This window comes from Sorangium sp. So ce394, assembly GCF_051474665.1.
In the GTDB taxonomy this organism is placed as follows: Bacteria; Myxococcota_A; Polyangia; order Polyangiales; family Polyangiaceae; genus Sorangium; species Sorangium cellulosum_D.
On the sequence record NZ_CP150339.1, the window covers coordinates 7,272,873 to 7,299,297 of the forward strand.

General features: G+C 73.3%; 16 protein-coding genes. 9 read left to right on the forward strand and 7 right to left on the reverse strand.

Going from position 1 to position 26,425, the window contains the following annotated elements; genetic code table 11:
• The first annotated feature begins 46 nt into the window (after positions 1-46).
• Positions 47-679: a hypothetical protein gene (locus WMF33_RS26450; RefSeq protein ID WP_437322438.1), complete on the forward strand. Its 633-nt coding sequence runs from the start codon at positions 47-49 to the stop codon at positions 677-679.
• Positions 680-743: 64 nt separating this feature from the next.
• On the opposite strand, the gene WMF33_RS26455 is transcribed toward WMF33_RS26450, so the two are convergent.
• Together WMF33_RS26455 and WMF33_RS26460 are read right to left on the reverse strand one after the other, a co-directional pair.
• Entirely contained in the window at positions 744-1,952 is a 1,209-nt protein-coding gene (locus WMF33_RS26455; protein ID WP_437322439.1) for a 1-aminocyclopropane-1-carboxylate deaminase/D-cysteine desulfhydrase, read from the reverse strand.
• A gap of 16 nt (positions 1,953-1,968) precedes the next feature.
• Positions 1,969-2,931 carry a ferritin-like domain-containing protein gene (locus WMF33_RS26460; protein WP_437322440.1) on the reverse strand — a complete coding sequence of 321 codons (963 nt, stop codon included), beginning with the start codon at positions 2,929-2,931 and terminating at the stop codon, positions 1,969-1,971.
• 206 nt (positions 2,932-3,137) lie between these two features.
• Here WMF33_RS26460 and serC point away from each other — a divergent pair, with 206 nt between their 5' ends.
• Complete coding sequence (gene serC, locus WMF33_RS26465; RefSeq protein WP_437322441.1) at positions 3,138-4,223, forward strand: 3-phosphoserine/phosphohydroxythreonine transaminase; 1,086 nt, start codon at positions 3,138-3,140, stop codon at positions 4,221-4,223.
• A gap of 511 nt (positions 4,224-4,734) precedes the next feature.
• Complete coding sequence (locus tag WMF33_RS26470) at positions 4,735-5,055, forward strand: KGG domain-containing protein (protein WP_020737259.1); 321 nt, start codon at positions 4,735-4,737, stop codon at positions 5,053-5,055.
• A 105-nt stretch (positions 5,056-5,160) separates the two neighbouring features.
• Here the strand turns inward: WMF33_RS26470 and WMF33_RS26475 are convergent, their stop codons facing one another.
• Complete coding sequence (locus WMF33_RS26475) at positions 5,161-6,105, reverse strand: fatty acid desaturase family protein (RefSeq protein ID WP_437322442.1); 945 nt, start codon at positions 6,103-6,105, stop codon at positions 5,161-5,163.
• Positions 6,106-6,308: 203 nt separating this feature from the next.
• Between WMF33_RS26475 and WMF33_RS26480 the strand changes: the two genes are divergently transcribed.
• Positions 6,309-7,568 carry an agmatinase family protein gene (locus WMF33_RS26480; RefSeq protein ID WP_437322443.1) on the forward strand — a complete coding sequence of 420 codons (1,260 nt, stop codon included), beginning with the start codon at positions 6,309-6,311 and terminating at the stop codon, positions 7,566-7,568.
• 52 nt (positions 7,569-7,620) lie between these two features.
• Here WMF33_RS26480 and WMF33_RS26485 read toward each other — a convergent pair whose 3' ends face one another.
• Positions 7,621-8,916 (reverse strand): M18 family aminopeptidase, encoded by a 1,296-nt coding sequence (locus WMF33_RS26485; protein ID WP_437339520.1) that lies wholly within the window; start codon positions 8,914-8,916, stop codon positions 7,621-7,623.
• 242 nt (positions 8,917-9,158) lie between these two features.
• Between WMF33_RS26485 and WMF33_RS26490 the strand changes: the two genes are divergently transcribed.
• The 3 genes from WMF33_RS26490 to WMF33_RS26500 are packed head-to-tail and all read left to right on the forward strand — an operon-like array spanning position 9,159 to position 12,200.
• On the forward strand, positions 9,159-10,298 hold the full coding sequence (locus tag WMF33_RS26490; protein ID WP_437322444.1) for a quinone-dependent dihydroorotate dehydrogenase: 1,140 nt from the start codon (positions 9,159-9,161) through the stop codon (positions 10,296-10,298).
• Positions 10,288-11,448, forward strand: coding sequence for a GNAT family N-acetyltransferase (locus WMF33_RS26495; RefSeq protein WP_437322445.1), 1,161 nt, complete (start codon positions 10,288-10,290; stop codon positions 11,446-11,448). The genes WMF33_RS26490 and WMF33_RS26495 overlap by 11 nt, the downstream gene beginning before the upstream one ends.
• A 59-nt stretch (positions 11,449-11,507) precedes the next feature.
• Positions 11,508-12,200: a hypothetical protein gene (locus WMF33_RS26500; RefSeq protein ID WP_437322446.1), complete on the forward strand. Its 693-nt coding sequence runs from the start codon at positions 11,508-11,510 to the stop codon at positions 12,198-12,200.
• Between the two features lie 328 nt (positions 12,201-12,528).
• On the opposite strand, the gene WMF33_RS26505 is transcribed toward WMF33_RS26500, so the two are convergent.
• Complete coding sequence (locus WMF33_RS26505) at positions 12,529-13,830, reverse strand: sigma 54-interacting transcriptional regulator (protein ID WP_020737266.1); 1,302 nt, start codon at positions 13,828-13,830, stop codon at positions 12,529-12,531.
• Between the two features lie 392 nt (positions 13,831-14,222).
• Between WMF33_RS26505 and WMF33_RS26510 the strand changes: the two genes are divergently transcribed.
• Together WMF33_RS26510 and WMF33_RS26515 are read left to right on the forward strand one after the other, a co-directional pair.
• Complete coding sequence (locus tag WMF33_RS26510) at positions 14,223-16,568, forward strand: DUF1588 domain-containing protein (protein ID WP_437322447.1); 2,346 nt, start codon at positions 14,223-14,225, stop codon at positions 16,566-16,568.
• An 8-nt stretch (positions 16,569-16,576) separates the two neighbouring features.
• Positions 16,577-17,851: a DUF1501 domain-containing protein gene (locus WMF33_RS26515; RefSeq protein WP_437322448.1), complete on the forward strand. Its 1,275-nt coding sequence runs from the start codon at positions 16,577-16,579 to the stop codon at positions 17,849-17,851.
• A 40-nt stretch (positions 17,852-17,891) separates the two neighbouring features.
• On the opposite strand, the gene pbpC is transcribed toward WMF33_RS26515, so the two are convergent.
• Both pbpC and WMF33_RS26525 read right to left on the reverse strand, forming a co-directional pair.
• A complete protein-coding gene (gene pbpC, locus WMF33_RS26520) occupies positions 17,892-20,399 on the reverse strand; it encodes a penicillin-binding protein 1C (RefSeq protein WP_437322449.1) in 2,508 nt (835 codons plus the stop codon).
• Positions 20,400-20,402: 3 nt separating this feature from the next.
• Complete coding sequence (locus WMF33_RS26525) at positions 20,403-26,177, reverse strand: Ig-like domain-containing protein (RefSeq protein ID WP_437322450.1); 5,775 nt, start codon at positions 26,175-26,177, stop codon at positions 20,403-20,405.
• Positions 26,178-26,425: the final 248 nt, after the last annotated feature.

A 26,425-nucleotide genomic window follows, 5' to 3' on the forward strand; every position in this document is an offset into this window, starting at 1 on the left:
GGCGCGGCGACTACAGTCGCGGCGAACCCACGCCGAGGCACCCACGATGATCAAGCTCCGCTCCGCCATGGTCCTGCCGCTGGTCGCCGCGCTCGCCGCGGCGTGCTCGAAGACGCCCGAGCCGACGGCCACATCGGCGCCCGAGCCGCCCGCGACGAACAAGGGCGCCGTCCCCGCTCCGACGACCGAGGCCGCGAAGCCGGCGCACCCCGGCGGCCAGCAGGCGGCCGGGGCGGAGCTCGCCTGGGACGCGCCCGCGAGCTTCGAGAGCGCGCCGAACCCCAACGCGATGCGCAAGGCGACCTACAAGATCAAGCGCGCCGCGGGCGACAACGAGGACGCCGAGCTCAGCGTGAGCCAGGCCGGCGGCAGCGTGGACGCGAACATCACGCGCTGGGTCGGCCAGTTCTCCCAGAAGAGCGACGACTCCCCGAAGCGGACCGACCTCAAGGTCAACGACATCAAGGTCGCGGTCGTCGAGATCAAGGGGACGTTCGCCGGCTCCGGGATGCCCGGCATGCCCGCCGGGGAGCCGAAGTCGAGCTACGCCATGCTCGGCGCGATCGCCGAGACGCCCTCCGGCGACCTCTGGTTCTTCAAGATGACCGGCCCCGAGAAGACGGTCACCGGGGCGCGCGCCGACTTCGACAAGCTCCTGAACAGCCTGCGGCTGAAGTGATCGGCCGCGCGGCCGCCGCGCGCCGAGCCCCCGCAGAGGGCGCTCGGCCGCGCGCGCCGCGCCCTCAGCACGCGACGTCGCCCTCGAAGAACCGCGCGAACGCGGGCGGAAGCGCCGCGGCGCCTCCCTCGGCGAGCGGCGGGCGCGCGCTCGAGAGCGTCTGCCAGAGGAGGATCGTCTCGCCCGGGTGATCCCGCCCGATCTCGCGCAGCGCGGCGAGCGCCTTGGCGCTGTAGGTGATCTCCCCCGGGACGCCGATCAGCCGCTCCACCTCGGGGATCGCGGCGATCGACGCGGGGGTCGGCGCGCCGTACCCGGGGCCGATCGCGCGGTGATCGATCGCGAAGCGGACGGGCGGGAGCCGCCGCCGGGTGAAGCGCGGCGCGCGCCGGGCGAGCAGGCGCTTCATGCTGCCGACCTCGTAGCGGACGACGGCGCGGTTCGAGGCGACGCGCTCGGTGATGCGCACGCCGACGATCGTGGTCGGCCAGCCGAGCATCGCCGCGCCGAGCGCGAGCCCCGCCAGCGTCCCGCCCGTTCCCGAGGGGACGACGATGCGATCGGGGCGCGGCGCCTCGCCGCGCCGGACCTGCTCGGCGAGCTCGAGCATCGCGTCGACGTAGCCGAGGCACGGGAGCGCGGCCGAGGCGCCGGGCAGGATGAAGTAGGGCCGATCGGCCCGGCGCAGCGCCCGGATCGCCCGCACCGCGGTGGCCGCGTACCCACCGCCGTGGACGAGCTCGGCGCCGCTGGCCGCGCCGGCGAGGAGCGCGTCGCGGCCGAAGCGGGTGATCGGCTGGTCGAACAGGACCGCGGTGACGGCGAAGCCGAGCGCCCGGCCGAAGAGGGCCGTGGCCGTGACCTGCGTCGACGCCAGCCCGCCGACCGTGACGAGCGTCCTCGCCCCGCGCCGCTCGGCGTCCGCGAGCAAGAACTCGAAGCGCCGCACCTTGTTGCCGCCGTAGAGCGGCGAGATCCGGTCGTCGCGCTTGACCCAGACGCCGCCGCGGCCGAGGTAGCCCTCGATCGCCGCGCAGGGGACGACCGGCGTCGGCGCGTGCGCGAGCGGGCGCCAGGGGATCTGCCCCGCGAGCTCGGGCAGCTCGGCGAAGAGCGGCAGCTCGCGCGACGCGGGCAGGAAGCCCGGCGCCGCGCCGGCGACGCCCGCCGCGCCGGCGACACCCGCCGCGCCGGCGACGCCCGCCGCGCCGGCAACGCCCGCCGCGCCGGCCGCCCCGGCGCGGTCGGCCCGCCCCTCCTCGTCGCTCGCCACCCCTCGCCCCTCGCGCTCAGGCACGCGCCGCCGCGCCGTGCCCCGCCGGAGGGCCGCCCGGCCCTGCCTGCTCGCCGGCGTCGCCGGGATCGTCCTCCGCCCCGGCGCCGAGCCGGCCGCCGCGCACGACCAGCGGATCGCGGAGGTACGTGTCCGTCAGCCGCTTCGGCCCCGCGAGGCCGAGCAGCCGGAGCGGCAAGAGGAGCACCGAGAGCACCCACGAGGCGAGGCCGAGCGCGAGCTTGCCCGCGTACGCCTCCGCCACGAGCGCGAGCTTGCGGGCGGCCGACATCGACGAGATCGGCGCGTCGGTCAGGCCGATGCGCATCAGCCGGAGCTCCGCGATCCGCACGGAGTGGCGCACCAGGTCGGGCAGGCGCCGGAGCGCCGGGTGGTCCATCGGCAGGCGCTTCTTCATGAACGCCTCGAGCCGCGACACGCCCCAGAGCGACACCAGCGCGAGGCCGAGCAGCCGCCGCCGGAGCGCGGGCCGCCCCGCGATCGCCTTCCTCGTCTGCTGCTCGCCGAAGTCGACGTGGCGCTCCTCCTGCCGCACGCCCCGCTTCAGGATCGCGACGATCTCCGGCTCGTCCACGGTGTCGATCATCGCGTAGAACGCCTGGAGGACGAGGCCCTCGCCGAGGGCCATCTCGAGGGCGACGTGCTCGGACCAGTCGCCGCCCATGAGGCCGGTGGCGAGGAAGCGCACGCTCCAGGCGGCCTTCTCCGGCGGCGCGCCGAGGATCTCGAGGATGCGGAGGAAGTTGCCGACGTGCTGGAACTCCTCGACGGCCTGGCGCGCGAGGAAGCGCGCGGACTCGAGATCCGGCGCGTTGTAGAGCCAGTGGCCGATCTGGACGCCGGTGATCTCGCCGTAGAGGAACTGCTGGACGGCCCAGACGATGACGTCCTTGTCCTTGACGGGATCGAGCTTGGCGCCCTGGAAATCGAACGCCATCTCTTCGCGGGTCACCAGCATCGATCGGCCTCCAGAGCGGTGAATTTAGCCCAGATCGCGCCCCCGGGCAGGCCCGAGGCGCGCGGGCCCTGTGCCCGAGCGCCCGCCGAGCGCCCGCCGCGCCCGGGCTCCGGCTCGGCCCGCCCGGGCGGAGCCGGCGCCCCCCGTGGTATACGGCCGCGGCGGCGGCATCAGGAGCCGCCGACTCGAACCTCAGGAGAAGCACCATGGCGCGCGTCCACAACTTCAACGCCGGCCCAGCCGGGCTCCCCCTCCCCGCCCTCGAGCGCGCTCAGCGCGAGCTCATCGACTTCGAGGGGACGGGCATGTCGATCATGGAGCACAGCCACCGCGGCAAGGCGTTCGATGCGGTGCACAACGAGGCGATCGCGCTGCTCCGGCAGCTGCTCGGCCTCTCGGACGACTACCACGTGCTGTTCATGCAGGGCGGCGCGGCCATGCAGTTCGCCGTCGTGCCGATGAACCTCCTGCCGCCCGGCAGGAGCGCCGACTACATCCTCACGGGCGGCTGGTCCGAGAAGGCCCTCGAGGAGGCGAAGCGCGTCGGCACCGTCCGCGTCGCCGCGAGCACCGCGGTCGACAAGCGCTACACCCGCATCCCCCACCAGAGCGAGCTCTCGCTCGACCCGAACGCCGCGTACGTCCACATGACGACGAACAACACGCTGTTCGGGACGCAATGGCACTGGCTGCCCGAGACGGGCAACGTGCCGCTCGTCGCCGATATGTCGTCCGACATCCTGTGGCGGAAGATGGATATCTCCAGGTTTGCCCTGATTTACGCGGGCGCCCAGAAGAACATCGGGCCGAGCGGGATCACGGTCGTGATCGCCCGCAAGGACATCGTTGACAGCGGGCGAAAAGACATTCCCGTCATTTTCCGTTATGCCACTTACGCTGCCAACAACTCGCTCTACAACACACCTCCGACATTCGCAATCTACCTCATGCGCAACGTACTCGCGTATACGCTTGAGATCGGTGGGCTCGAGGAGGTCGAGCGACGGAATCGCAAGAAGGGTGAGCTGCTGTACGAAACCCTCGACGCGCACCCGGATGTGTTCCGGGCCCCGGTCGAGAAAGAGAGCCGCTCGTTCATGAACGTGGTGTTCCGGCTTGCCAGCGAGGAGATGGAAAAACGCTTTGTCGCGGAGGCGGCAAAGGAGGGTATGGTGGGGCTCGCCGGGCACAGGTCGACCGGGGGTATCCGGGTTTCGATCTACAACGCAGTATCCGTTGAATCGGTGGAGCGCCTTACGGCGTTCATGCTGGACTTCGCCAAGAGGGCCTGATCGCGCTGGGAACACGACATTCTCGGTATTTCCAGGTTCGCCTAGGTTTCCACCTGCGTCTCCGGCGAACCTCCCCCCAATTCGTCGCGTCCCAACCTTCAGCCCGCTTGACGTTGTTCCGCCCGGTACAACAGGCCCCCGCGGAAAGGGCCTGTCGGCCTTTCCGCAGCTGGGAGGGAGGCGGTGAACGCCGCTTCCCGCTCGGCGCCGGGAGGGGATGGCGAACGCTGAATCCCCGACCGAACCTGGGAGGGGACGGCCATGCCGGCCTCGGACCCGCCCGGGAGGGGACGGCGAGCGCCGCCCCCTCCCGGCTCAGAGGCCCCGTTCGGAGACCTGAATCGAGCGAGCCAACCGTAAGGAGAGGATGATGGCGAGCATGGATGATCGTGGGATGATTTCCAGGAGTGAGGAGGACCAGGAGGAGAGAGGGGCCTCGCCGAGCGAGCCCCCGCCTTCGTCAGCGACGCAGAGGCAGGCAAATGAGCGGCAGCAGCGTGGGTTCGCCGCCATGGATGAGGAGCGTCAGCGCAAGATCGCCAGCAAGGGTGGGAAGGCAGCCCACGAGAAAGGCACGGCCCACGAGTTCACGCGCGACGAGGCCCGCGCCGCCGGCAAGAAGGGCGGTGAGGTCGTCAGCCAGAACCGCAAGCACATGGCCGAGATCGGTCGCCGGGGCGGCGAGCGCGTGAGCCAGGACCGGGCTCACATGGCCGAGATCGGCCGCAAGGGCGGCGAGGCCGTGAGCGGCGACCGCCAGCACATGGCCGAGATCGGTCGCCGGGGTGGCGAGTCGCGGGGAGATCAGCCGCGGGAGAATCAGCCGCGTTGATCGAGGGGGCGAGCGGCCCGGCGCCGAGGCACCGGGCCAGCTCTCTGCACGCTTGCGCGGTCCACGGCCCGGGGCTCCCGGCCGTGGCCGCGAGGTGCGCCTCCGTCAGCTCGGCGCGATCGCGCCCAGCGAGACGTCGCTCGGCGTCTCCTTCGGGCCGGGGATCCACTCCTCGTCCGGCTCTTCCTGCGGGAGCACGACCGGGGCGCCGTCGTAGCGCAGGCGCTTGCCGGGCCAGACGAAGCTGCGGAACAGGTAGGCGAGGAGCGAGGGCTGATCGAGGTTCGGGTGGATGAACGGCGCCACGCGCCTCGCGTGCTCGGCCGGCAAGAGGCTCCAGTGGAGGCCGGGCTCCATGTGGTGGATGGAGTGGAAGCCGTTGTTGTACGTCCACCAGTTGACCAGCCGGCCGACGAAGTTGCGCGAGTGGTTGTGCTCGCTGTCCTCGTCGCAGCCGTCGTGCTGGAGGTAGTTCATCGTGACGATCCCCCACGCGGCGTACTGGTGCGGGATCAGCACGTAGAGGAGGAACTTCTCCCAGTCGAGCGCGAGCAGGGCGCCCATCGCGCCGAGGAACACCGCCGACTCGAGGAGCATCTGCCGGAACCACGGCGGGTTGCGCCGGTACATCGCCTTGAAGTAGCGCATGTCGGCGGGCAGGATGTCCCGGACCACGCGGCTCATGAAGAGGAGCCCGTTCAAGAGGTTCCAGCGATAGCGCACCTTCGTCGTGCGCATCACGTCGCGCCGCGACTGCGTGTACTTGTGATGGCTGAGGTTGTGGCCGGGCACGTAGGCGCTGACCGGGTGCCCGTACGTGAGCGTGAGCACGACCTGGAACGCGCGGTTCATCCACCGCCGCCGGAAGACCGGGCAATGGACCGAGTTGTGGGTCGCGACGGCCCCGAGGAACGAGAACACGCAGGTCATCGCGAGGAGCGGAATCGCGAGCCAGAGCGCGCGCGGCGCGTAGACCCATTGCACCGCCACGAGGGCGAAATAGGTCGCGACGAAGAGGAGCGTCTTGATGTCGGCGCGGTAGCGGAGCATGGCTGTTCTTCACGGGTGCGAGGGCCCCGCGCGCCGGACAGACCGGCAGCGCGGCGGGCGCTGGCCAGTCCGAACGGGCGCGGCGGCCCGTCATCCATCGTCTCGGCCCCCTTCGTACCGCATTTCGTCACAGCTGGAAGCCCCGAAGTTGGATTCCGACGGGCGCTGCGCGCCATCGCGCGGGACATCCGTGTTTCACGACGATGTCCCGCGCGCGGTGCGATCGTCTCTACGCACCTCGCGCCGGAGATCGCCCCGGGCGCGGACGTGGTTCCGCGGGCGCTCTGCGGAGCGCGCCGGCGCGCTCCGCAGAGCGCTCCGGCGCGCTCCGGCGCGCCTCTGCGCGCGTTCGGCGGGCACGGCTCGCGCTTGACGATCTCTGCGCGAACCGCCAACGTGGCCGCGTGAGCTCATCCCCTCTCGGTTTCGATCCGAACGGCCCCGCGGTCGGCCACGGGATCTACGGGCTGCCGCACACCGCCGAGGACGCTCGGGTGGTCCTCATCCCGGTGCCCTGGGAGCCGACGGTGTCCTACCGTCGCGGCGCCGCCAAAGGGCCGGCGGCGATCCTGCGGGCCAGCCGGCAGATCGACCTCTTCGACCTGCACACGGGCCGGCCGTACGAGCAGGGCATCGCGATGCTCGACGTCGACCCGGACATCGTCCGCTGGAACGCGGAGGCGTGCGCGGCGGCCGAGCCGGTGATCGCGGCGCAGGGCGAGGTCGCCGGCGACCGGGACCTGGAGGCGCGGCTCGCGGCGGTGAACGCGCTGTCGCGGCGGCTGAACGAGCGCGTCGCCGAGATCGCGAAGCGGTGGATGGAGCGGGGCAAGCTGGTCGGACTGGTGGGCGGCGACCACTCCGCGCCCTACGGCACGATCGCGGCGCACGCCGAGCGCTACCCCGGGATGGGGATCCTCCACGTCGACGCGCACGCCGACCTGCGCGACGCGTACGAGGGGTTCACCGACTCCCACGCTTCGATCATGCGCAACGTCGCGACCCGGCACCCGAAGATCTCGCGGATCGTCCAGGTCGGGCTGCGCGACATGAGCGAGGACGAGCTCCGGTTCATCCGCGAGTCGAACGGCCGCGTGGTCGCGCACGTCGACGCCGCGATCGCCGATCGGCTCTTCGAGGGCGAGCCGTTCCACCTGATCGCCGACGCGATCGTGGAGGACCTCCCGGACGACGTCTACGTGACCTTCGACATCGACGGGCTCGATCCGACGCTGTGCCCGAGCACCGGCACGCCCGTGCCCGGGGGCCTGTCGTTCCAGCAGGCCGTCGCGCTGATCGGCCGCATCCACAGGAGCGGCCGCCGCATCGTCGGCTTCGACCTGAACGAGGTCGCCCCCAAGGACGACCACGACGAGTGGGACGGCAACGTCGGCGCCCGCCTCCTCTACAAGCTGATCGGCTTCACGCTCCTCTCGCAGGACAACGCCCAAAACGGTCGCTAGCCCGGCGCGTCGGGTGGCGCTGGGATGCGGCGTGGCGCGGGTCTGGGAATGATCAGGCCAGGGCGCGGCGGTAGGTCTCGATGGCGAGGTGCACGTCGAGCGTGCCGGCCATCTCGCGGCAGGAGTGCATGCTCAGCATCGGCGCGCCGACGTCGACCGTGGCGATGCCGAGCGCGGCCGCGGTGATCGGGCCGATCGTGCTGCCGCACGGGAGGTCGCTCCGCACGACGAAGCGCTGCGGGGCGTAGCCCGCGTCATGGCAGAGCGCCTCGAGCTCCGCCGCCGTCGCGCCGTCGGTCGCGTAGGACTGGTTCGCGTTCGACTTGATCACGAGCCCGCGGTTGACCTGCGGGGCGTGGCGCGGCTCGTGCTGGTCCGCGTAGTTCGGGTGCACCGCGTGGGCCATGTCCGCCGAGACGAGCAGCGAGCCCGCCATCGCCCGGGCGAACGCCTGCGGCTCGCGCGCCGGGTACGTGTCGACGATCCGCGCGAGCACGTCGCGCAGCACGCTGCCCGCCGCGCCCACCGCGCTCCGGCTGCCGCACTCCTCGTGGTCGTAGAGCGCGATGACCCGCGTCGCCGCGCCGGGAGCGCCCGCGCCGATCAGCGCGGCCGTCGCGGCGTGGCAGCTCGCGAGGTTGTCCAGGCGGGATGCGAAGATGAACTCGTCGGCGAGCCCGCCGATCGACGCCTTGAGCGTGTCGTACAGGCAGAGATCGAAGCCGAGGACGGCGTCGCGCGGCGCGTCGACCGCGCGCGCGAGCAGGGCGCTCAGGTCGGCCTCGCGGCCGAGGCCGATCACGGGGGCGAGGTGCTTCTGCGCGTTCAGCACGAGCCCCTCGGAGTTGACCCCGCGGTTCAGGTGGATCGCGAGGTTCGGGACGCGCGCGACGGGGCGGCCGAGGTCGACGAGGTGGCGCTCGACCCGGCCGTCCCTGCGGATGTGGACGCGGCCGGCCACGCTGAGGTCGCGATCGAGCCAGGTCGAGTACAGCACGCCGCCGTAGACCTCGACCCCGAGCTGCTGGTAGCCGCTCCGCGAGAGCTCGGCGCTCGGCTTCACCCGGAGGTTCGGCGAGTCGGTGTGCGCGCCGATGACGCGGAAGCCGCCGACCGCCGGGTGCTCGGCCCCGGCGACGAACGCGACGATCGTCGACCCGCCCCGGATGACGTAGCGGCGAGCGCCCGGCGCGATCGCCCACGCGTCGCGCTCCCCGAGCTCCGAGAAGCCCGCCGCCGCGAGCCGCGAGGCGACCTCGCGGACGGCGTGGTAGGGCGTCGGGGAGCGATCGATGAAGGCGCAGAGGTCGCGCGCGGCCAGGGCGCCGCGCTCGCGCAGCGCCGACATCTCGTCGGCGCTCTTCGCGAAGCGCTCGCCAAGGTCGGTCGAAGGCTTGGGATCGCCTGGGCGATCGAGGATCTCGGGGGTCGTCATGAGGTGGGGGCGCCGAGTCTAGCAGAGCCTCCGCGCGCCCCGCCCGGCGCCCTCGCGCCGACATGGCGACCCACGCGGCCTTTGCGCCATGGTATCGCCCACCGCCGCGCCGCGCCGGACCCTCCGGCCCCGCGCCGCAACGGAGACGCGCCCCGATGTACCGCCTCGTCCGACCGCTCCTCTTCGCGCTGCCGCCCCGCCTGGCGCACGAGCTCGGCATGCTCGCGCTCGCGCCGCTCGAGCACGCCGCCCCGCTCCGCGCCCTCGTGCGCGCCCGCCTCGCGCCCCGGGACGGGCGCATCGCGGTGCGCGCCATGGGGCTCGACTTCCCCTCCCCGCTCGGCGTGGCCGGCGGCTTCGACAAGGACGCCCGCCGGGCCCGCGCGCTCGCCGCCCTGGGCTTCGGCTTCGTCGAGCTCGGGACCGTCACGGCGCAGCCCCAGGCCGAGAACCCGCCGCCGAACCTCTTCCGCCTGCCGGCCGACCGGGCGCTCATCAACCGGCTCGGCTTCCCGAACCAGGGCGCGGCGCGCGTCACCGAGCGGCTCCTCGACCGTGGCGGCGCCGCGGCGGTCGGCGTGCCCGTCGGCATGTCGATCGGCAAGTCCCGCGTCGCGCCGCTCGATCCGATCGAGCCCGCGATCGAGGACTACCTCGCGAGCTTCCGGGAGGTGCGGCGCGCGGCCGACTTCGTCGTGATCAACGTCTCGTCGCCGAACACGAAGGACCTCCGGGCCATGCAGGGGCCGGCGATCGCGCGGGCGCTCCTCTCGGCGATCATGCGGGAGAACCGCGGCGCGGGGAGGCCGCTGCCGCTGCTCGTCAAGGTCGCCCCGGACCTCGGCGACGAGGAGCTCGAGGCGCTGCTCGCCGTCGTGGAGGAGGTCGGCCTCGCCGGCGTCATCGCGACGAACACGACCGTGCGCCGCGACGGGCTCGCGACGAGCCCGGCCGCCGTCGAGGCGATGGGCGCCGGCGGGCTCAGCGGCCCGCCCTTGCGGCAGCGCTCGCTCGCGATGGTGCGGCGGATCCGCGCGCGCCTCGGGGGCGGCGTCACGGTGATCGGCGCCGGCGGCGTCGAGTCGGCGGAGCACGCGATGGACCAGATCGAGGCGGGCGCCGACCTCGTGCAGCTCTACACGGGCTTCGTCTACGGCGGCCCCCTCCTCCCCGCCGCGATCGCGCGCGGGCTGTCGGAGCTCGTGGCGCGCGCGGGCGCGCGATCGATCCAGGATCTCGTCGGAGGCCGGACGGGCAGCGCTGCGCGCGCTGCTATGATCGGCCATGGAGCTTGAAGCGCACGTCCACGGCACCATCCGCGAGATCCCGGAGAGCGAGTGGAACGCGCTCCACGGCGCGAGCGAGGCGCCGTTCCTCTCGTGGGCGTGGTTCGACGCGCTCGAGCGGACGGGGTGCGTGGGCGAGGAGGCGGGCTGGCTGCCGCACCACATCACGCTCCGGGCCGAGGGGGTCCTGCTCGCCGCCGCGCCCGCGTACCTGAAGGACAACAGCGAGGGGGAGTTCGTCTTCGATCACGGCTGGGCGTCGGCGTCCCACCAGCTCGGCGCGCCGTACTACCCGAAGCTCGTCGTGGCGGTGCCGTTCACGCCCGCCACGACGCCGCGCCTGCTCGTGCGCCGGCCCGAGGCTCGCCCGGCGCTCCTCGCGGCGCTCGCCGAGACGCTCCGCGCGCTGGTGGCGCGGAGCCGCATCTCGGGCGCCCACGTCCTGTTCCCGACCGAGGACGAGGCCGCCGCCCTGTCGGAGGCGGCGATGGCCCACCGCTGCGGCATCCAGTTCCAGTTCGAGAACGAGGGGTACGGGTCGCTCGACGACTTCCTCGCGCGCTTCAACGCGAAGCGGCGGCACCAGATCCGGCGCGAGATGCGCGAGGTCGCGAAGCAGGGCCTGTCGATCGAGACGCTGCGCGGCGCGGACATCACGCCCGAGATCGTGGACGTGATGTTCGGCTACTACGTCTCCACGGTGGAGAAGTTCGCCTGGGGCCGGCAGTACCTGAACCGCGCCTTCTTCGAGGAGATCACGGCCCGGCTCCGCTCGTCCGGGGAGCGCGCCGGGGGCGAGGGCGGCGTCGAGGTCGTCCTCGCGCGCGACGGCAAACGGCCCATCGCGGGCGCGTTCAACCTCGCCGGGCCGACGACCCTCTATGGCCGTTACTGGGGCGCCTCGGAGGAGCGCCCGTTCCTGCATTTCAACGTCTGCTACTACCACCCGGTCGAGGACTGCATCGCCCGCGGACTGCGCCGCTTCGAGCCGGGAGCGGGCGGGTCGCACAAGCTCGTACGCGGATTCGCTCCGAGGATCACCCACAGCGCCCACCACCTCGCGCACCCGCGCCTCGACGCGGCCGTGCGCGATTTCCTGGTGCGCGAGCGCGCCGTCGTGCGCGCGAAGACGGCGGACGCGAGCGTGGCATTCCGCTGAGCGCGGCTCTCGACGCGCGGTGTTGACGTGACGCGCTCCCGGGAGAGATGCTGTCGGGCATGCGTGCCTTTCTTGCCCTCCTCACCTCCTCCATCGTCATCGGGCTCGCCGCGAGCGGCGGCTGCTCGAGCAGCCCGGCGGCCGACGCGACCTCGACGGCCGCGGCGGCGACGGTCGCCGGCGCCGGCGGCTCGCTCGGCTTCGGCTGCTTCGGCGGCAGCCCGGACGGGCGGTGCACGATCCTCGCCCAGGTCTCCGAGGACTGCGGCTGCCCCGATTGCGCGGACTCGGCGAGCTGCCTCGGCTTCTGCAAGGACGACGGCGCCTGCGATCTGCGGCCCGACGCGCCGGACGGCGAGGATTGCACCTGCCCGGACTGCGCCAACAGCGTCGCCGAGTGCAGCCCGTCGCGCGGGTGCAACAGCGACATGGGGTGCAACGCCAACGAGGATTGCACCTGCCCCGATTGCACGGACACGCCGCGGTGCACGGACCATTGCACGGACAACGGCTCGTGCGCGCCGTACTTCGAGGGGTGCTCCTGCGCCGATTGCCGCTCCGCGGAGCGCTGCGGCGGCGGCCCGGCCACGACCACCACGGCCACGACGGGCGGCGGCGAGGGCGGCGGCGGCGGCGCGGGCGGCGACCCGACCGGCACCGGCGGCAATGGCGCGGGCGGCGATCCGGGCGGCAGCGGCGGCAGCGGCGGCAGCGGCGGGGCCGCCGGGACGGGCGGCGCGGGCGGCGCTTAGAGCGGTTTTCGATCGGGTTCGATGCAGGCGTCTTCCGTGCGCCGGTTCTCGTCTCCGTCCTCTCGTCTCCATCTCCGTCTCCGTCTCTCGTCTCCGTGACCGTCTGCGTGCGCGTGCGCGTGCGCGCTGACGCCGGGGAATCGCGCACGCGCACGCGCACGCGGGACGAGCACGGAAGACGGAAGACGGAAGACGGAAGACGGAAGACGGAAGACGGAAGACGGAAGACGGAAGACGGGGACGCGAACCGACGCACGGTGGTTCAGCCGCAGCTGAAAACCGCTCTAGGAAAGAACAGAGAGGCCGCAGCCGGAAGACGTGTGCTGTCTCACGGCTTCGCGGTCAGGCCGTGCTTCCTCAAGAACATCCGCACGTGGTGGCGCTCCATGCCGGCGCGGCGCGCCATCTCGCTGACGTTGCCGCCCGTGGCGCGGATCAGCTCGCTGAAGTAGCGCTGCTCGAACGCCGCCACGGCGCTCCGCTTCGCCTCGCCGAAGGCCGACGTCGGCGCGACGACGTCGCCGCCGCCCTCGAGCGGGAGGATCGCCGCGATCGCCTCGGCCCCCGGCGGCAGGCTCGCGGCCACGCTGGTGACGTTCATGAGCTCGCGGACATTGCCCGGGAAATCGTGCTGGCCGAGCGTCGTGGTGATGAGATTGACCATCTCCACCGAGCGCTCCGGGCAGCCGAGGCGCGCGCAGACGCTCTCGACGAGCAGCGGGATGTCCTCGCGCCGCTCCCGCAGCGGCGGCAGCTCGATGCGCATCTGGGCGATCCGGAAGAAGAGATCGCTCCGGAAGCGCCCGGTGTTCATGCTGCGGCCGAGATCGCGCCGCGTCGCCGCGATGATCCGCACGTCGACGGGCTCGTAGACCCGCGACCCGACGCGCTTGAGCTTCCGCTCGGAAAGCACGCGGAGCAGCTTCGGCTGGAGCTCGGGCGGCAGCTCGCCGAGCTCATCGAGGAAGATCGTCCCGCCGTTCGCCTCGTGGAAGGCGCCGCCCTTGCGCTCGGTCGCCCCGGGGAAGGCGTCCCGCTCGTGCCCGAACAGGAAGCTCTCCGCCAGCGCGCCGGGCAGCGAGGCGCAGTCGACGACGACGAACGGACCCCCGCGCCGGCTCGAGCTGTCGTGGATCGCCTGCGCCGCGAGCTCCTTGCCCGTGCCGGTCTCGCCGGTGATGAGCAGCGACAGCTCCGTCGCGGCCACCTCGCGCAGCAGGCGGAACAGGTGGCGCATCCGCGGCGAGGCGCCGATCAGCGGGCCGAAGCTCTCGTCGAAGCCGACGTCGACGCGCTCCTTGTCGAGCGGCTCGAAGCCCAGCACCGAGCCGCCGACCTGGATGGCGCACGCGGCCGTCAGGATCGCCTCGCGGATGCGCACCGTCGACACGAACGTCCCATTCTTGCTGCCGAGGTCGCGGACGAGGACGCCGGGCCCCTCGGCCCGCAGCTCGCAATGCGTCGAGCTGACCTCCGGATCGTCGACGACCACATCGCAGCTGGGATCGCGCCCCACCACGACCGGCGCGATGCCGATCTTGACCGGATCCCGGCCAGCCGCCCGCAGCGTGCCGCCGCGAACGAACCACTGCACCGCGCGAGCGCGGGTCGCATCCCTCGTCGAGCTCATATCCAACGGTTATTCGATTTCCCCGGACTTGACCACATCCACGTACGACCCCGCCACCACATGGCCACGCCTACCTGGGCGCACCGGGTACGCGCATTCCGGAGGAGCCGCAGCGTCGCGTCAAAAAACTTCACAATCACGAGAGATATCAGGAAAAAATTCACATCAAGCGATGTACGGAGCGCATGGCGGGAGAACCCCTAGAGGGGTTAGACTACGGGGCTACGCAGGAGATGAAGCGGACGATTGTCCAGTCCGCTCCATCGGGCGTCGTTGAACGACAGCCCACCTTGGCTGCTTCGACGGGTTGTCGATCAACGAGGCTCCGGGGGTCCGCACCCCTGGTCCCTTCAACGCGGGGGCGCGCGCAGGCGCCCCCGGCGAGGATGCTTATGCCGAGAACAGGATGGTACCTCCGGAAGCGCGCCGCGACGGCCCTGGGGCTCCTCGGGCTCACCGCGGGCGCGGGCGCGCTCGCGGCCGGGTCGAGCGGCTGCACCGGCGACGCCGGCGGCCCGTGTATCTCCGACGAGCAGTTCTTCGCCGAGAAGGTGTGGGTCCCCATCCTCTCGACGAAGTGCATCGGCTGCCATAACCCGCAGGGGCAGGCCGCGAAATCGAAGCTGATCCTCGCCGGGAGCAGCGAGGCGGGCTTCCTCGACAAGAACCTCGCGACGTTCAAATCGCTCGCCGGGCTCGAGCTGAGCGGCGAGTCGTACGTGCTCCTCAAGCCGACGAAGAAGGTCGACCACGGCGGCGGCCACGTCATCGACGCGGACGGCGCCGACTACGAGGCGCTCCGGGAGATGGTCGACCGCACGAAGGAGCCGTCGTCCTGCGAGACGGACGTCAACGCGTCCTTCGCCGGCGTGGTGATGAGCGGGCCGGAGGACACGCTCCGCTCCGCGGCCCTCGAGATCGCCGGCCGCCTGCCCACCGAGGCCGAGGCGCAGGCCGTCGCGCAGGGCGGCATGGACGCGCTGGACCCGATCCTGGACCAGATGCTCACCGAGGAGGCGTTTTACGTGAGGCTGAAGGAGATCTACAACGATCTCTTCCTCACCGACCGCTACCTGAACGGCGAGGCGGCCGTCGATCTGCTGAAGAGCGACGCGTACGACGCCAAGTGGTACAACAGCCTCCCGCAGGATCCCGCGCTGGTCGAGAAATACGGCGCGCGCGACCTGGAGGACGCCATCAACAAGGTGAAGAGCTGGACGAACCGGGGCGTCGGGCGGGAGCCGCTCGAGCTCATCGCCTACATCGTGCGCAACGACCGGTCGTTCAAGGAGGTCCTCACGGCCGATTACACGGTCGTGAACCCGTTCTCCGCGAAGGCGTACGGCGTGACGGCCGAGTTCCAGAACGACGCGGATCCGGAGGAGTTCGTCCCGGTGAAGCGCGACCCGATCCCGCTCGCGGGCGTGCTCACCTCGCCGGTCTTCCTCAACAGGCACCCGACGACGAGCACCAACAGGAACCGCCACCGGGCGAGGATGGTCTATCAGTTCTTCCTCGGCACCGACATCCTGAAGACCGCCGAGCAGCCGCTCGATCAGACGAAGATCACCGACTTCAACCCGACGATGAACAACGCGGCGTGCACCGTCTGCCACGCCGCCCTGGACCCGCTGTCCGGCGGGTTCCACAGCTTCGACTCCTCGGGCCGCTACAAGGCGGACGACACCTGGTACGAGGACATGCGGCCGCCGGGCTTCGGCGCCGAGTCGGTGCCGTTCAGCGAGTTCCCGAGCGCGCTCTCGTGGGTGGCGCAGCGCGTCGCCGACGACCCGCGCTTCGCGCTCGCGGCCGTCTACACGATGTACACGGGCCTCACCGGGCAAAAGCCGCTCGTCGCGCCGACGAACGACGATCCGGAGTTCAGCGCCAAGTTCCGGGCGTACCTCGCCCAGTACCACGCGTTCAACGCGATGGCGCACGACTTCGCCGACAGCGATTACAACCTGAAGACCGTCGTCAAGGCCATCGTCAAGAGCCCCTATTTCCGCGCGCGCAACGTCGCGCAGGCGTCGTCCCAGGGCGATCCGCTCGCGCAGCTCGGCGGCACGCGGTTCCTCGGGCCCGAGCAGCTGCACCGGAAGATCTGGGCGGTGACCGGCTATCCGTGGCGGCCGAGGGCGTTCGAGGACGACGGCAACCGCTATGACTACCTGCTCCGGCGCGACGCCTACCGCCTGCTGTACGGCGGCATCGACTCGGAGGAGGTGATCCAGCGGATCACCGAGCCGAACGGGATCATGGCCAACGTCGCCGACCGGATGGCGAACGAGATGGCGTGCATCTCGGTGCCGCGCGATCTCTGGCTCCCGCAGGAGGAGCGGCTGCTCTTCCCGTTCGTCGAGACGACGTTCGAGCCGCGGGACACGAACGATTTCGACGTGCTGCCGGCGGTCGAGGCGATCAAGAAGAACATCCAGTACCTGCACAAGCGGGTGCTGGGCGAGTCGCTCGAGATCGGAGATCCGGAGATCGAGCGGACCTACAAGCTCTTCGTCGAGACGTGGGAGGAGGGCAAGGCGGGCATGAAGAAGGCGGAGGGCGAGGAGGGCCGGATCTCGACGTGGCTGCCGGGCCCCTGCGAGGTGGAGAACGACTACTGGACCCGCGACGCGCTGCCCAACGAGGAGAAGCTCCAGCGGGACGAGAACTACACGATCCGCGCGTGGATGAGCGTCATGACCTATCTCCTGTCGGACTTCAGGTTTCTTTACCAGTAGGAGCAGCCATGGAACGTCGAGACTTCCTCAAACTGGCATCTATGGCGGGCCTGGGCGTCGTCGCGGCGGGCGCGCTGTCGCGGGACGCCGCGGCGGCCGGCCCCTACGAGGGCCCCCTCTGGATCAACATCCACGCGAGCGGCGGCTGGGACCCGACGAGCCTCTGCGACCCGAAGGGCGCGGCGAGCGTCGAGGAGCAGAAGACGCGGGACGCGATGAACCGCAGCTACCTGCGCGAAGAGATCGGGACCGCCGGCAACATCAAGTTCGCGCCGGTCGGCGGCAACGCCGATTTCTTCAAGAAGCATTACAGCCGGCTGCTCATCGTCAACGGCATCGACACGTCGACGAACAGCCATGACGCGGGCGTGCGCAACACGTGGTCCGGGACGCTCCGCGAGGGCAAGCCGGGCTTCGCGGCGCTCGTGGCCGGCGTCCACGGCGGCGCGCTGCCGATGGGGTTCATCAGCAACGGCGGCTACGACACGACGGCGAACGTCGTGGCCGTCACCCGCGTGCCCGACACCGGCCTCCTGCAGCGGCTCGCCTACCCGAACAGGACCGATCCGTCGAACAGCGAGAACCGCGAGCAGTACCACACCGACGCCACGATGACGCGGATCCTCGAGGCGCGGCAGGCGCGGCACATGGCGAAGCTCGAGCAGCAGCGCCTGCCCCACGTGAAGCAGGCGATGAGCACGCTCTTCACCTCGCGCGTCGGGCAGAACGAGCTCAAGCAGCTCATCCAGTTCCTGCCCGCGGAGTTCGAGCGGGCGTCGCTGCGGCGGCAGGCGCAGGTCGCGCTCGCGGCCTACCAGGCCGGCATCTGCGTCAGCGCGAACCTGTCGATCGGCGGGTTCGACACCCACGGCAACCACGACGATAGCCACATCCCGCGGCTCACCGACATCTGCGACGGGGTCGACTTCCTCCTGACGGCCGCGGAGGAGCAGGGCATCGCCGACCGGATCGTCATCGTGGTGGGCTCGGACTTCGGGCGGACGCCGGGCTACAACGAGGGCAACGGCAAGGATCACTGGAACATCACGAGCATGATGATGGTCGGCGCGGGCATCCCGGGGAACCGGGTGATCGGCGCGACGGACGAGCGGCACAACCCGCTCGAGGTCGATCCGGTGACGCTCGAGCCCAAGGAGGGCGGCGTGCGGATCAAGCCGGGGCACATCCACAAGGCGCTGCGCAAGCTCGCGAAGGTCGCGGACGACCCGCTCGCGCAGCGGTTCCCGCTCTCCGAGGAAGAGGACCTGCCGATCTTCGGCTGACGCGCGCCGCGGGCGGAGGGCCGCTCCCCTCGCCCGCCGCTCACTCCACCGAGAACGCGATCTCCTCGCCGGCGGACGCGCCGTCCGCCTCGACGCGGAGCCGGTGCGCGCCGGCGACGAGCGGCCAGTCGAGCGAGAACGGCGGGCCGACCTCGATCGGGCGGCCGTCGAGCACGAAGCGCGCGCGGCGCACGCCCGGCGGGACGTCGGCGCGGAGCCGGATGGCCTGCTGCGAGTTGACCGAGGGGTCGAGGACGAACCGGGCGCCGTCGGGCGGGTACGCGACGCGGACGCGCGCGCCGGCCGGAGGGACGCCGTCGCCGCCGGGGAGCGGGCCGCAGAGGGGTGAAGCCTCCTCGGGCGCGACGGGGCGGCCGGCGGCGCGCGCCCAGGCGGTGAGCTCCGCGTCGTAGCGCTCGAAGACGCGCTCCTCGACCACGGCGCCCGGGCAGGCGCCGGCGCGCAGCCCGTTCCTGCGATCGACGCGCACGGCCTCGTGCATGTCGCACGGCGCGAGCGACGCGGCGTCGGCGCGCGGGAGGAGCTCCCGGCGGCGGTGCGGGCAGACGGCGGTCGGCTTCATGCCGGACAGGCCGCACACCTCGACCTCGGCGAGGAGCTCGGGATCCGGCGGATCGAAGGGGCGCGGCGGCCGGACGCGCGCGGCGGCGAGCATGGCGTCGCGGAAGAGCGGGCCCGCGCCGGTGATGCCGCTGACGCCGCCCATGGGCGCGCCGTCGAAGTTGCCGACCCAGACGGCGACCGTGACGTCGGGCGTGAAGCCGACCGCGAGGTTGTCGCGGAACCCCTTGGAGGTGCCCGTCTTCGCGGCCACGGGGAACGGCAGGTCGAGCGCGCTGCCCTCGCCGAACGAGGCGATGCGCGCCTTGTCGTCGGCGAGGATGTCGACGATCACCCGGGCGCGCGCGGCGTCGAGGACGCGCGCGCCGCGCGCGGGCGCCACATCGGAGACCGGGCCGCCCGCGGGCGACACGAGCGCGAGCGCGCGCACGGCGCGCACCGGCAGGTAGACGCCGCCGCGCGCGAGCGTGGCGTAGGCGTTCGCGAGATCGAGGAGGCGGACCTCGCCGTCGCCGAGCGCGATCGCGACGCCGTAGCGCGACGGCTCGCGATCGAGCGAGCCGAGGCCGAGCTCGCGGAGCCGCGCGAGGACGCGCTCGGGGCCGAGCGCGGCCGCCGTCCAGACCGCCGGGACGTTGTACGAGCTGGCGAGCGCGTCCCGCAGGCGAACCGGGCCGTGGAAGCGCCCGTCGTAGTTGCGCGGCGCGTAGCTGCCGTCCGCCGTCGGGAACGAGAGCTCGACGTCGGGCAGGACGGTCGCGGCCGTGAACCCGAGCTGCTCCATGGCGAGCTCGTAGACGAACGGCTTGAGGGCGGAGCCGGGCTGGCGCAGCGCGAGGACGCCGTCGTTGTGGCCGAGCCCGGCCGCGTCCTCGATGTCGTGCGAGCCGACGTACGCGAGGATCTCGCCGGTCGCGTTCTCGAGCACCACCACGGCCGCGGCGCCGACGTCGCGGTCCGAGAGGCCGCGGACGGTCTGCTGCGCGAGGACCTCGATCTCGCGCTGGAGGCCGCGGTCGATCGTCAGGGTGATCGAGCTCGCCCGGCCGCGCAGCGGCGCGGCGCCGGAGCCGCCTGCCTCCGGACCAAGCGCGCCGCCGAGCACGGCGCGGACGAGGTGCGGCGCGCCGAGGCCGCTGCCCTTCGGGGCGAGCGCGATCGGCTCGGCGCGGGCGCGGGCGACCTCGGCCTCGCCGGCGAGGCCGGCCGCGAGCATGCGGTCGAGGACGCGGTTCCGGCGGCGCTCGAGCGGGCCGGCGCCGCGGCGCGGATCGTAGAGCGCGGGGCCGCGCGGCATGCTGGCGAGCGCGGCGGCCTCGGCGAGCGACAGGTCCGCGGTGGGCTTGTCGAAGTAGAAGCGGCTCGCGGCCTCGACGCCGCGCAGGCCCGGGCCGAACGCGACGCGGTTCAGGTACTGCTCGAGGATCTCGCGCTTCGAGAGCGACGCCTCGATGCGCAGCGCGAGCGCCATCTCGCCGAGCTTGCCGCGCACGGTGCGGGGGCGCGGCACGAGCGCGCGCGCGAGCTGCTGCGTGATCGTGGACGCGCCCGAGACGACGCGCCGCTCCGCCGCGAGCTGGCCGAGCGCGCGCGCGATCGCGAGCGGGTCGACCCCGGGGTGGACCGCGAACCGCCGGTCCTCCGCGGCGAGGAGCGCGCGCTGGATGCGGTCGCCGGCCTCGGCGAGCGGCAGCCAGCGCGCGCGGGCGCCGTCGCCGGCGCGGAGCTCGCGGAGCACCGTGCCGTGGCGGTCGAGCAGCACCGTGGAGACGGCGCGCTCCTCGGGAGCGGCGAGCTCCGGCGGGAGCTTCGTGAGGGCCGCGGCGACGGCGAGCAGGAGCCACGGCGCGACGGCGAGCGCGAGCGCGATCCGCGCCGCGCGGCGCAGGAGGAGCGGCAGGCGCGGGCGGGCGGCCGCGAGCCAGCGCCGCGCGCGGCCGGATCCGGGCGAGGAGAGCGCGCCCACGGCTCAGCGCGGGCGCGGCGCCGCGTCCCGGCTGCCGACCTTGACCGCGAGGGCGCCCGTCCGGCCGAAGACCTCGGGGCTGTACATCTCCTCGGCGCGCGCGGGCGGGACCACGAACGCGCCGAGCGTCGTGGCGCGCGCGAGGTACCGGTAGCGGTACATCCCGGCGGCCATGTGGTCGACGAAGAACAGGACCCGGTCGTCGCGGACCTCGCGGACGAAGCGGCTCGGCTCGTACGCGCGGCCGGTCGCGCGCAGGTCGTCCTGGTCGACGTCGGCGTCGGCGTCGGCGTCGGCGTCGGCCTGGGCCTCCGCCGCGTCGACGTCGAGCGAGCGCGCGGACGTCGCGAGGCGGGCGTCGATCGCCTCGAGGCCGGCCGGCAGCGGGTCGTCGATGACCACGAAGTCGCGCGGCGAGGGCGCCACCACGAGGATCTCGCCGAGCACGAGGTCGCCGCCGGCGAAGGCGAGCGACGCGGGCGCCGCGCCCGCCGCGGCGCCGGGCGGCGCGCCGCCGAGCGCCGCGGCGAGGTCCTCGGGCGCGAGCGCGCGCAGCGACTTCTCGATATAGAAGCCGCGGTCGAGCCCCGCCGTCGGGAGCTGCTTGCGCGCGTAGCGGAGCCGCGCCTCGTAGAAGAGCCGACCGCGCCCGTCGACGGTGAACGCGAGCGGCGCGCCGCCGGCGCTCGCGAGCCGCGCCGCGGGGATCGACGTCTTGACCTGCTCGGTCGTGGGGCCGTGGAACGGCGCGGAGAACAGCTCGGCCTGGCCAAGGAACACCCGCGCCTCGAAGTCGGGCGCCGCCTTCTCCTGCGCCCTCCGGTACGCATCGAGCGCGATCAGCGCCCACGCCGTCTCCTGCGTGCTGCGCCACGTGCCGCCGCGGCGATCCGCGAGCAGGCCGGCCGCGAGCCGCGCGGCGAGCGGGTGCGCGGGGCGGGCCGCGAGCAGCGCGCGCAGCACGAGCGCCGAGGTGCGGGCCTCGGAGTCCATGAGGACCGCGTACGCATCGCCGTGGTTGTGGACGGCCCGCGCGATCGGGCCGTCGAGGCGCAGCGCGCCCTCGAGCTCGCCCACGAGCTGGTCGACGGCCGCCCGGTCGCTCTTGCCGATCACCATCGCGTGCGCGAGCAGCGCCTTCGAGAAGAGCGGCAGCTTCTCGCGCTCGTCGAACAGCCGGCTCGCGCGCCCCGGATCCGGGGCGCCGAGCTCCGCGAGCACGTCGAGGATGAACGGCGACGTCGCCCGGAGCAGCGGATCGTCGCCGGCCTCGTTGAGCCGCGCCCGCACGAACGAGGTCGCGCGCTCCACCGCGTCGGCCGGCACCGCGACCCCGTGGCGCTTCGCCTCGCCGAGGCCCCACAGCGCGTACGCGGTGGTCCACAGGTCGGCCCTGTCCGACTCGGCGAAGAAGCCGAAGCCCCCGTCCCCGCGCTGGTGCGAGAGGATCTCCCGCACCGTCTTGCCGATCACGGCGGTGAGGTCCTTCGGCAGCGCGATCCCGTAGGCCTTCGCGAGATCGCGCAGCGACAGGAGCGGCACCATGCGGCTCGTCAGCTGCTCGGTGCACCCGTACGGGTACTCGAGGAGCTGCTCCACGCCGCCGCCGAGGCCCACGAGCGCCGTCGGCGCGAGGCTCACCGTGAGCCCGCCGGTGTCGTCGCGGATCGCCGACAGATCCCCGAGCTTCTCCGCGCTCGCGGTGGTCGTGTCGCCGTAGAGCGCGACGGCCTCCGGCGACATGGGCGCCCTGATCTCGCGGGTCACCTCGACAACGTCCGACGCGCCGCCGCCGCTCGCGCGGAAGCGCAGCGTCGCCGGGCCCGCCCGGGGCGCCGAGAGCGCGAAGCGGACCTCGGCCGACGCGCCCGGGGCGAGCTCCACGGCGCGCTTCGCGGCGCCCTGGAGCGTGAGCCCCGACGCGGCGACCTCCACCTCGACCGTCGCCGGCTTGCCGAGCCCCTTCGAGGTGACGACCACGCCCGCGTCGATCGCGTCGCCGGCGCGGAGGAAGCGGGGCAGCGCCGGCCGGGCCATGAGCGGCTGGCTCGCCGTCACGCGCGACTCGCCGTAGCCGAAGCGATCGTCCTCGGCGGCCACCACCGCCATCACCCGGTAGGTCGTGAGCGAGTCCGGCAGCTTGAAGCTCGCGCTCACCTTCCCGGCGGCGTCGGTGACGATCGCGGGGTGGTAGTACGCGCTCTGCCGGAAGTCGCGGCGCACGCCCGTGCCGCCCTGCGCGCCGCCGCCGCCCGCGCGCCCCTTGTCGGCGCCGAGGTCGGCGAACGGGTTGCGCACGCGGGCGAGCGCCTCGCGCGTCTCGACGGTCGCCACCCGCAGGCTGCGCGGCGCGCCGAAGACGGGGACCGGATCCGGCGTCTCGTAGCCGGTCAGCGACAGCACGCCCTCGTCCACGGCGTAGAGCGCGACCTCCGCGCGGGCGGGCCGGCCGGCGCGATCGCGGACGTCGACGTCCACGCGGATCGGATCGCCGGGGCGCGCGTCCACCTTGTCCGGGACGACGCGCACCGCGAGCCGCTGCGCCTCCGGGTTCACGCGCAGCGGCGCGTAGCCGAGGCGGAACGCCGGTGCGCCGACGTCGGGCCCCGGCGCCCCGCCCTTCCCGGGCGCGGGCGGCGGCTTCGTGCGCCCGCGCAGGAGCAGCACCGAGACGAACGCGTTCGGCCGGAGGTCGTCGGTGATCGGCACGTCGATCACCGGCATGGCGCCCGACAGCTTCACCCGCCGGTGCGAGGCGATCCCGGCGCGCTCGACCGTGACCAGCGCGTCGGCGGACGCGAACGGCGACTTCACGATCACGCGCGCCGTCTGCCCGACCTCGTAGCTGTCGCGGTCGGGCACGAGCTCGACCTGGAGCTGGTCGCTGTCGCCAAAGCCGCCGCCGCCCTCGCCCAGCGCGTAGACCCCGGCGGCGGCGCCGACCGGGTTGCCGCGGCGGTCCTTGGCCGTCGCGTGCAGGAGGTAGTAGCCGCCGGACGGCACCGTGAGCTCGCAGCTGCGCGGCGCCGCCGCCGTCGTGACGCCGCAGCGCGCGACGACCTTGTCGACCGGCGCGCTCACGCTGCGGTACGCGCTGCCGCTCTCCTCGCGGGCGAGCGTCCACGTCCGCTGCACGAGCTCGACCCGGACGGCGACCTGCGCGACGCGCGCCCCCTTCGGGTCGACGGCGAGGATCTCCGGCCGGAGCACGTCGCCCGCCTTCGCGAAGCGATCGGGCTCCTTGAGGGCGACGTAGAACTCGGCCGGGTGCACGAGCGCCGTCGAGCTCCCGGCGATCGCCTGCCGCGACACGTCCGTGATCTCCGCCTCGCACGTCACGGACTCGGTGCCGCGCTGCCCGGGCAGGGCGAGCGCCGCGCCGATCGCCGCCTGCCCGGCCGCGTCGAGCTTCTCGCGCCCGCTCTGCACCTCGAACTGGCGCGGGGCCCGGTCCGGCAGCGCGTCGGTGAGCTCGTCCTCGCGGACCGTGAACCCCTCGATCCCCGGCGGCGAGAACGCGGCCGGCGCGCGGGTCACCGAGAGCCGGGCCTCCGCGTTGGTCATCGGCGCCCCGAACAGGTAGTCGCCGCGCGCGATCCAGCGCGCCTTGTCGCCGCGCACGTAGCTCGGCCGGTCGCTCTCCACGCTCACCTTGAACTCGGCGGGGCGGTACTCGGCGACCTCGACGCTGCCGGTCACGTCCGGCCACCCCGCGTCGCCCCCCTGGACCGTGGCGGCGAGGCTGTACGTGCCGAGCCGCGCGGTCTCCGGGATCTTCACGTCGGCCGAGAAGGTGCCGAAGGCGCTGAGCGACGGCGACAGCGTGACGAGCGCCTCGCCGTCGGGCCCCTCGACCTTGAACGCGACGCGCCTGCCCGCCGGCGTCCTCGTCCCGCGCGCCGCCTCCTCGCGGAAGATCCCCTTCACGCGCACGGTGTCGCCCGGCCGGTAGATGCCGCGGTCGGAGAACACCATCCCGAACGGGCGCGCCTCGCCGAAGTCGGACGGCGCGCCGAAGCGCCACCCGCTGAGCGCGTCGGCCACGCGGCGGTACGTCCAGTCGTCGCCCGAGCGCGCGAAGATCACGCCGCGCTCCGGCCCCGACGAGGCCGACGGGCGGTACGCCGCCGCGGGGACGACCGCGAACCCGTCGGCGTCGGTGACCACCGCCGCGGGCGCACGCGCGTCCGGGGTCCGGATCCACACGCTGGCGCCGGGCACCGGCGCGCCCGTCGACAGGCGCGTCACCCACACGAGCGAGCCGTTCGGCGACACCTTCGCGCTGATCCCGAGGTCGGTCACCTGCGCGATCACCGCCTCGGACGCGGCGCGCGCGTGGCGCGTCCCGGGCCGGGCGGTGTAGCTGATCCCGATCGCGAGCGGCCCGCGCTTGCCCTCGCCGCCCAGCACCTCGCTGGCCCGCACGAGGTGCGTCGACGGCGTGTTCGTCGCGGCGGCCGGGCGCAGGACCGACCGCTTGCCGGCGGGCAGCGCCGCGATCTCGTCCATCTTGGGGCTCCGCCCCGGGCTGTGCGGATCGGCCTCCAGCGCGAGCACCGCCTCCTCGGTCATGGCGCCGACCGCGAGCGACAGCTCGCGCACGTTCACGGACACGACCGGGATCTCGCGCCGCTGCGCCGGCTCGAACACGCTCCCGGTGAGGCCGATCTGCGCCTCGGGCCAGCGGTCGCCGAACGCGACCTCCCGGGTGGCGGCGCCGGCGAGCGCCTGACCGTGCTCGTCGCGCAGGCCGGCGGCGACGCGCACCTGGTAGCTGCGCCCCGGCGCGAAGGCGCCGCCGAGGTGGATGTGGCTCGTGAACGCGTCGTCCTCCAGCCACCCGGGCCACCTCAGCTTGACGGCGGGCTCCACCGAGATCGCCCGCTTGGCGTCGGCGAGGCGGACGGGGTTCGAGAAGGCGAGCGAGAAGCCGCCTTCGGTCGCGCACGCCCCCTGCGGCGTGTCGCGATCGCAGTCGGTGCGCACCACCCGGAGCGGCCCGTAGGTGCGGTACGAGAACCGCTGCTCCTCGCCGGCCGGCAGCGGCCCTTCGTGGCCGCGGAGGCTCGCGGCCACGGCGAGCTCGATCTCGCTGTCGCGCGGCAGCGGCGCGCGCGGGACGACCTCGGCGAGCAGCTCGTTCTTCGGGTCGGGGCGCCGGACGTCGAACGCCACCTTGGCCGCGCGGCCGCCGGCCGTGAGGGACACGCTCCGCGCGACCTCGGCGGTGTCGACCGGCTGGTTGAACCGGAGCTCGAACCGCGCGTCCGGCCGGAGGTCGTCCTTGCCCGACCACGGCTCGACGCGCGCGACCTTGGGCAGCTCGGTGCGAAAAGAGAGCACGTACGGCTTCTCGAGCGCGCTGCCGTCGAGCGCGCGCGTGCCGGCCGGGACCTCGACGGTGAACGCGGTGCCGCGCGGCAGGTGCCCGTCGGGGGCGAACGTGAGGCCGCTCGTGCCGACCCAGCGCCAGCGCCCCGGCGCGGGCGGCTTGAGGATCGCGGGCGCGGCGGCCTCGCCGCCGGCGAGGTCGAGCGGCCGCATCGGCCGGTTGAAGACGAGGCTGATCTCGGCGGGGCTCGTCGTCTGCCCGCGGGGCGCACCGAACACCACCGCGAAGGGGCCTTCCGCGGGCCTTCCGCCGGGGTCGAGCGCGCCGGGGGCCAGGGTCCCGCGGGGCGGGACGTTGGGGGCGCGCGCGCCCTGAACGCATGCGAGGCTGAGGGCGGTGGCCGCCAGGGCGGCGGGCGCGAACCGGAGGCGCGAAGCGGCGGACATGGCCCGCGACTCAGCAATGGTGGTGCCGCGGGCGCAAGGGGCATGTCGGCAGCGGAAGCCGGAGCGCGATGTGGCAGGCGAGACACACCCGACGAGCGGCGGTGACGCGCGGCCCCCCGCGCCGGCGTCCTCGAACGTGCCCTTCATCCGGGCTGCGCGGCCAAGCGGCCGTGGAGGTCGAGGCGCGCGTTGGCCAGCTCGGCGCATGTCGTCTGCGCGCCTCGGTAACCCCCTTTTGGACATGATGA

Excerpts from the sequence above, each read along its gene's own strand:
- WMF33_RS26460 (WP_437322440.1), bottom strand. The coding sequence starts at position 2,931 with ATGCTGGTGACCCGCGAAGAGATGGCGTTCGATTTCCAGGGCGCCAAG.
- WMF33_RS26515 (WP_437322448.1), top strand. The coding sequence starts at position 16,577 with ATGGAACGTCGAGACTTCCTCAAACTGGCATCTATGGCGGGCCTGGGC.
- WMF33_RS26525 (WP_437322450.1), bottom strand. The coding sequence starts at position 26,177 with ATGTCCGCCGCTTCGCGCCTCCGGTTCGCGCCCGCCGCCCTGGCGGCC.
- WMF33_RS26480 (WP_437322443.1), top strand. The coding sequence starts at position 6,309 with ATGTCCCGCGCGCGGTGCGATCGTCTCTACGCACCTCGCGCCGGAGAT.
- WMF33_RS26495 (WP_437322445.1), top strand. The coding sequence starts at position 10,288 with ATGGAGCTTGAAGCGCACGTCCACGGCACCATCCGCGAGATCCCGGAG.
- WMF33_RS26470 (WP_020737259.1), top strand. The coding sequence starts at position 4,735 with ATGGATGAGGAGCGTCAGCGCAAGATCGCCAGCAAGGGTGGGAAGGCA.
- serC (WP_437322441.1), top strand. The coding sequence starts at position 3,138 with ATGGCGCGCGTCCACAACTTCAACGCCGGCCCAGCCGGGCTCCCCCTC.
- WMF33_RS26505 (WP_020737266.1), bottom strand. The coding sequence starts at position 13,830 with ATGAGCTCGACGAGGGATGCGACCCGCGCTCGCGCGGTGCAGTGGTTC.
- WMF33_RS26450 (WP_437322438.1), top strand. The coding sequence starts at position 47 with ATGATCAAGCTCCGCTCCGCCATGGTCCTGCCGCTGGTCGCCGCGCTC.
- WMF33_RS26510 (WP_437322447.1), top strand. The coding sequence starts at position 14,223 with ATGCCGAGAACAGGATGGTACCTCCGGAAGCGCGCCGCGACGGCCCTG.
- WMF33_RS26475 (WP_437322442.1), bottom strand. The coding sequence starts at position 6,105 with ATGCTCCGCTACCGCGCCGACATCAAGACGCTCCTCTTCGTCGCGACC.
- WMF33_RS26490 (WP_437322444.1), top strand. The coding sequence starts at position 9,159 with ATGTACCGCCTCGTCCGACCGCTCCTCTTCGCGCTGCCGCCCCGCCTG.
- WMF33_RS26500 (WP_437322446.1), top strand. The coding sequence starts at position 11,508 with ATGCGTGCCTTTCTTGCCCTCCTCACCTCCTCCATCGTCATCGGGCTC.
- WMF33_RS26485 (WP_437339520.1), bottom strand. The coding sequence starts at position 8,916 with ATGTCGGCGCTGCGCGAGCGCGGCGCCCTGGCCGCGCGCGACCTCTGC.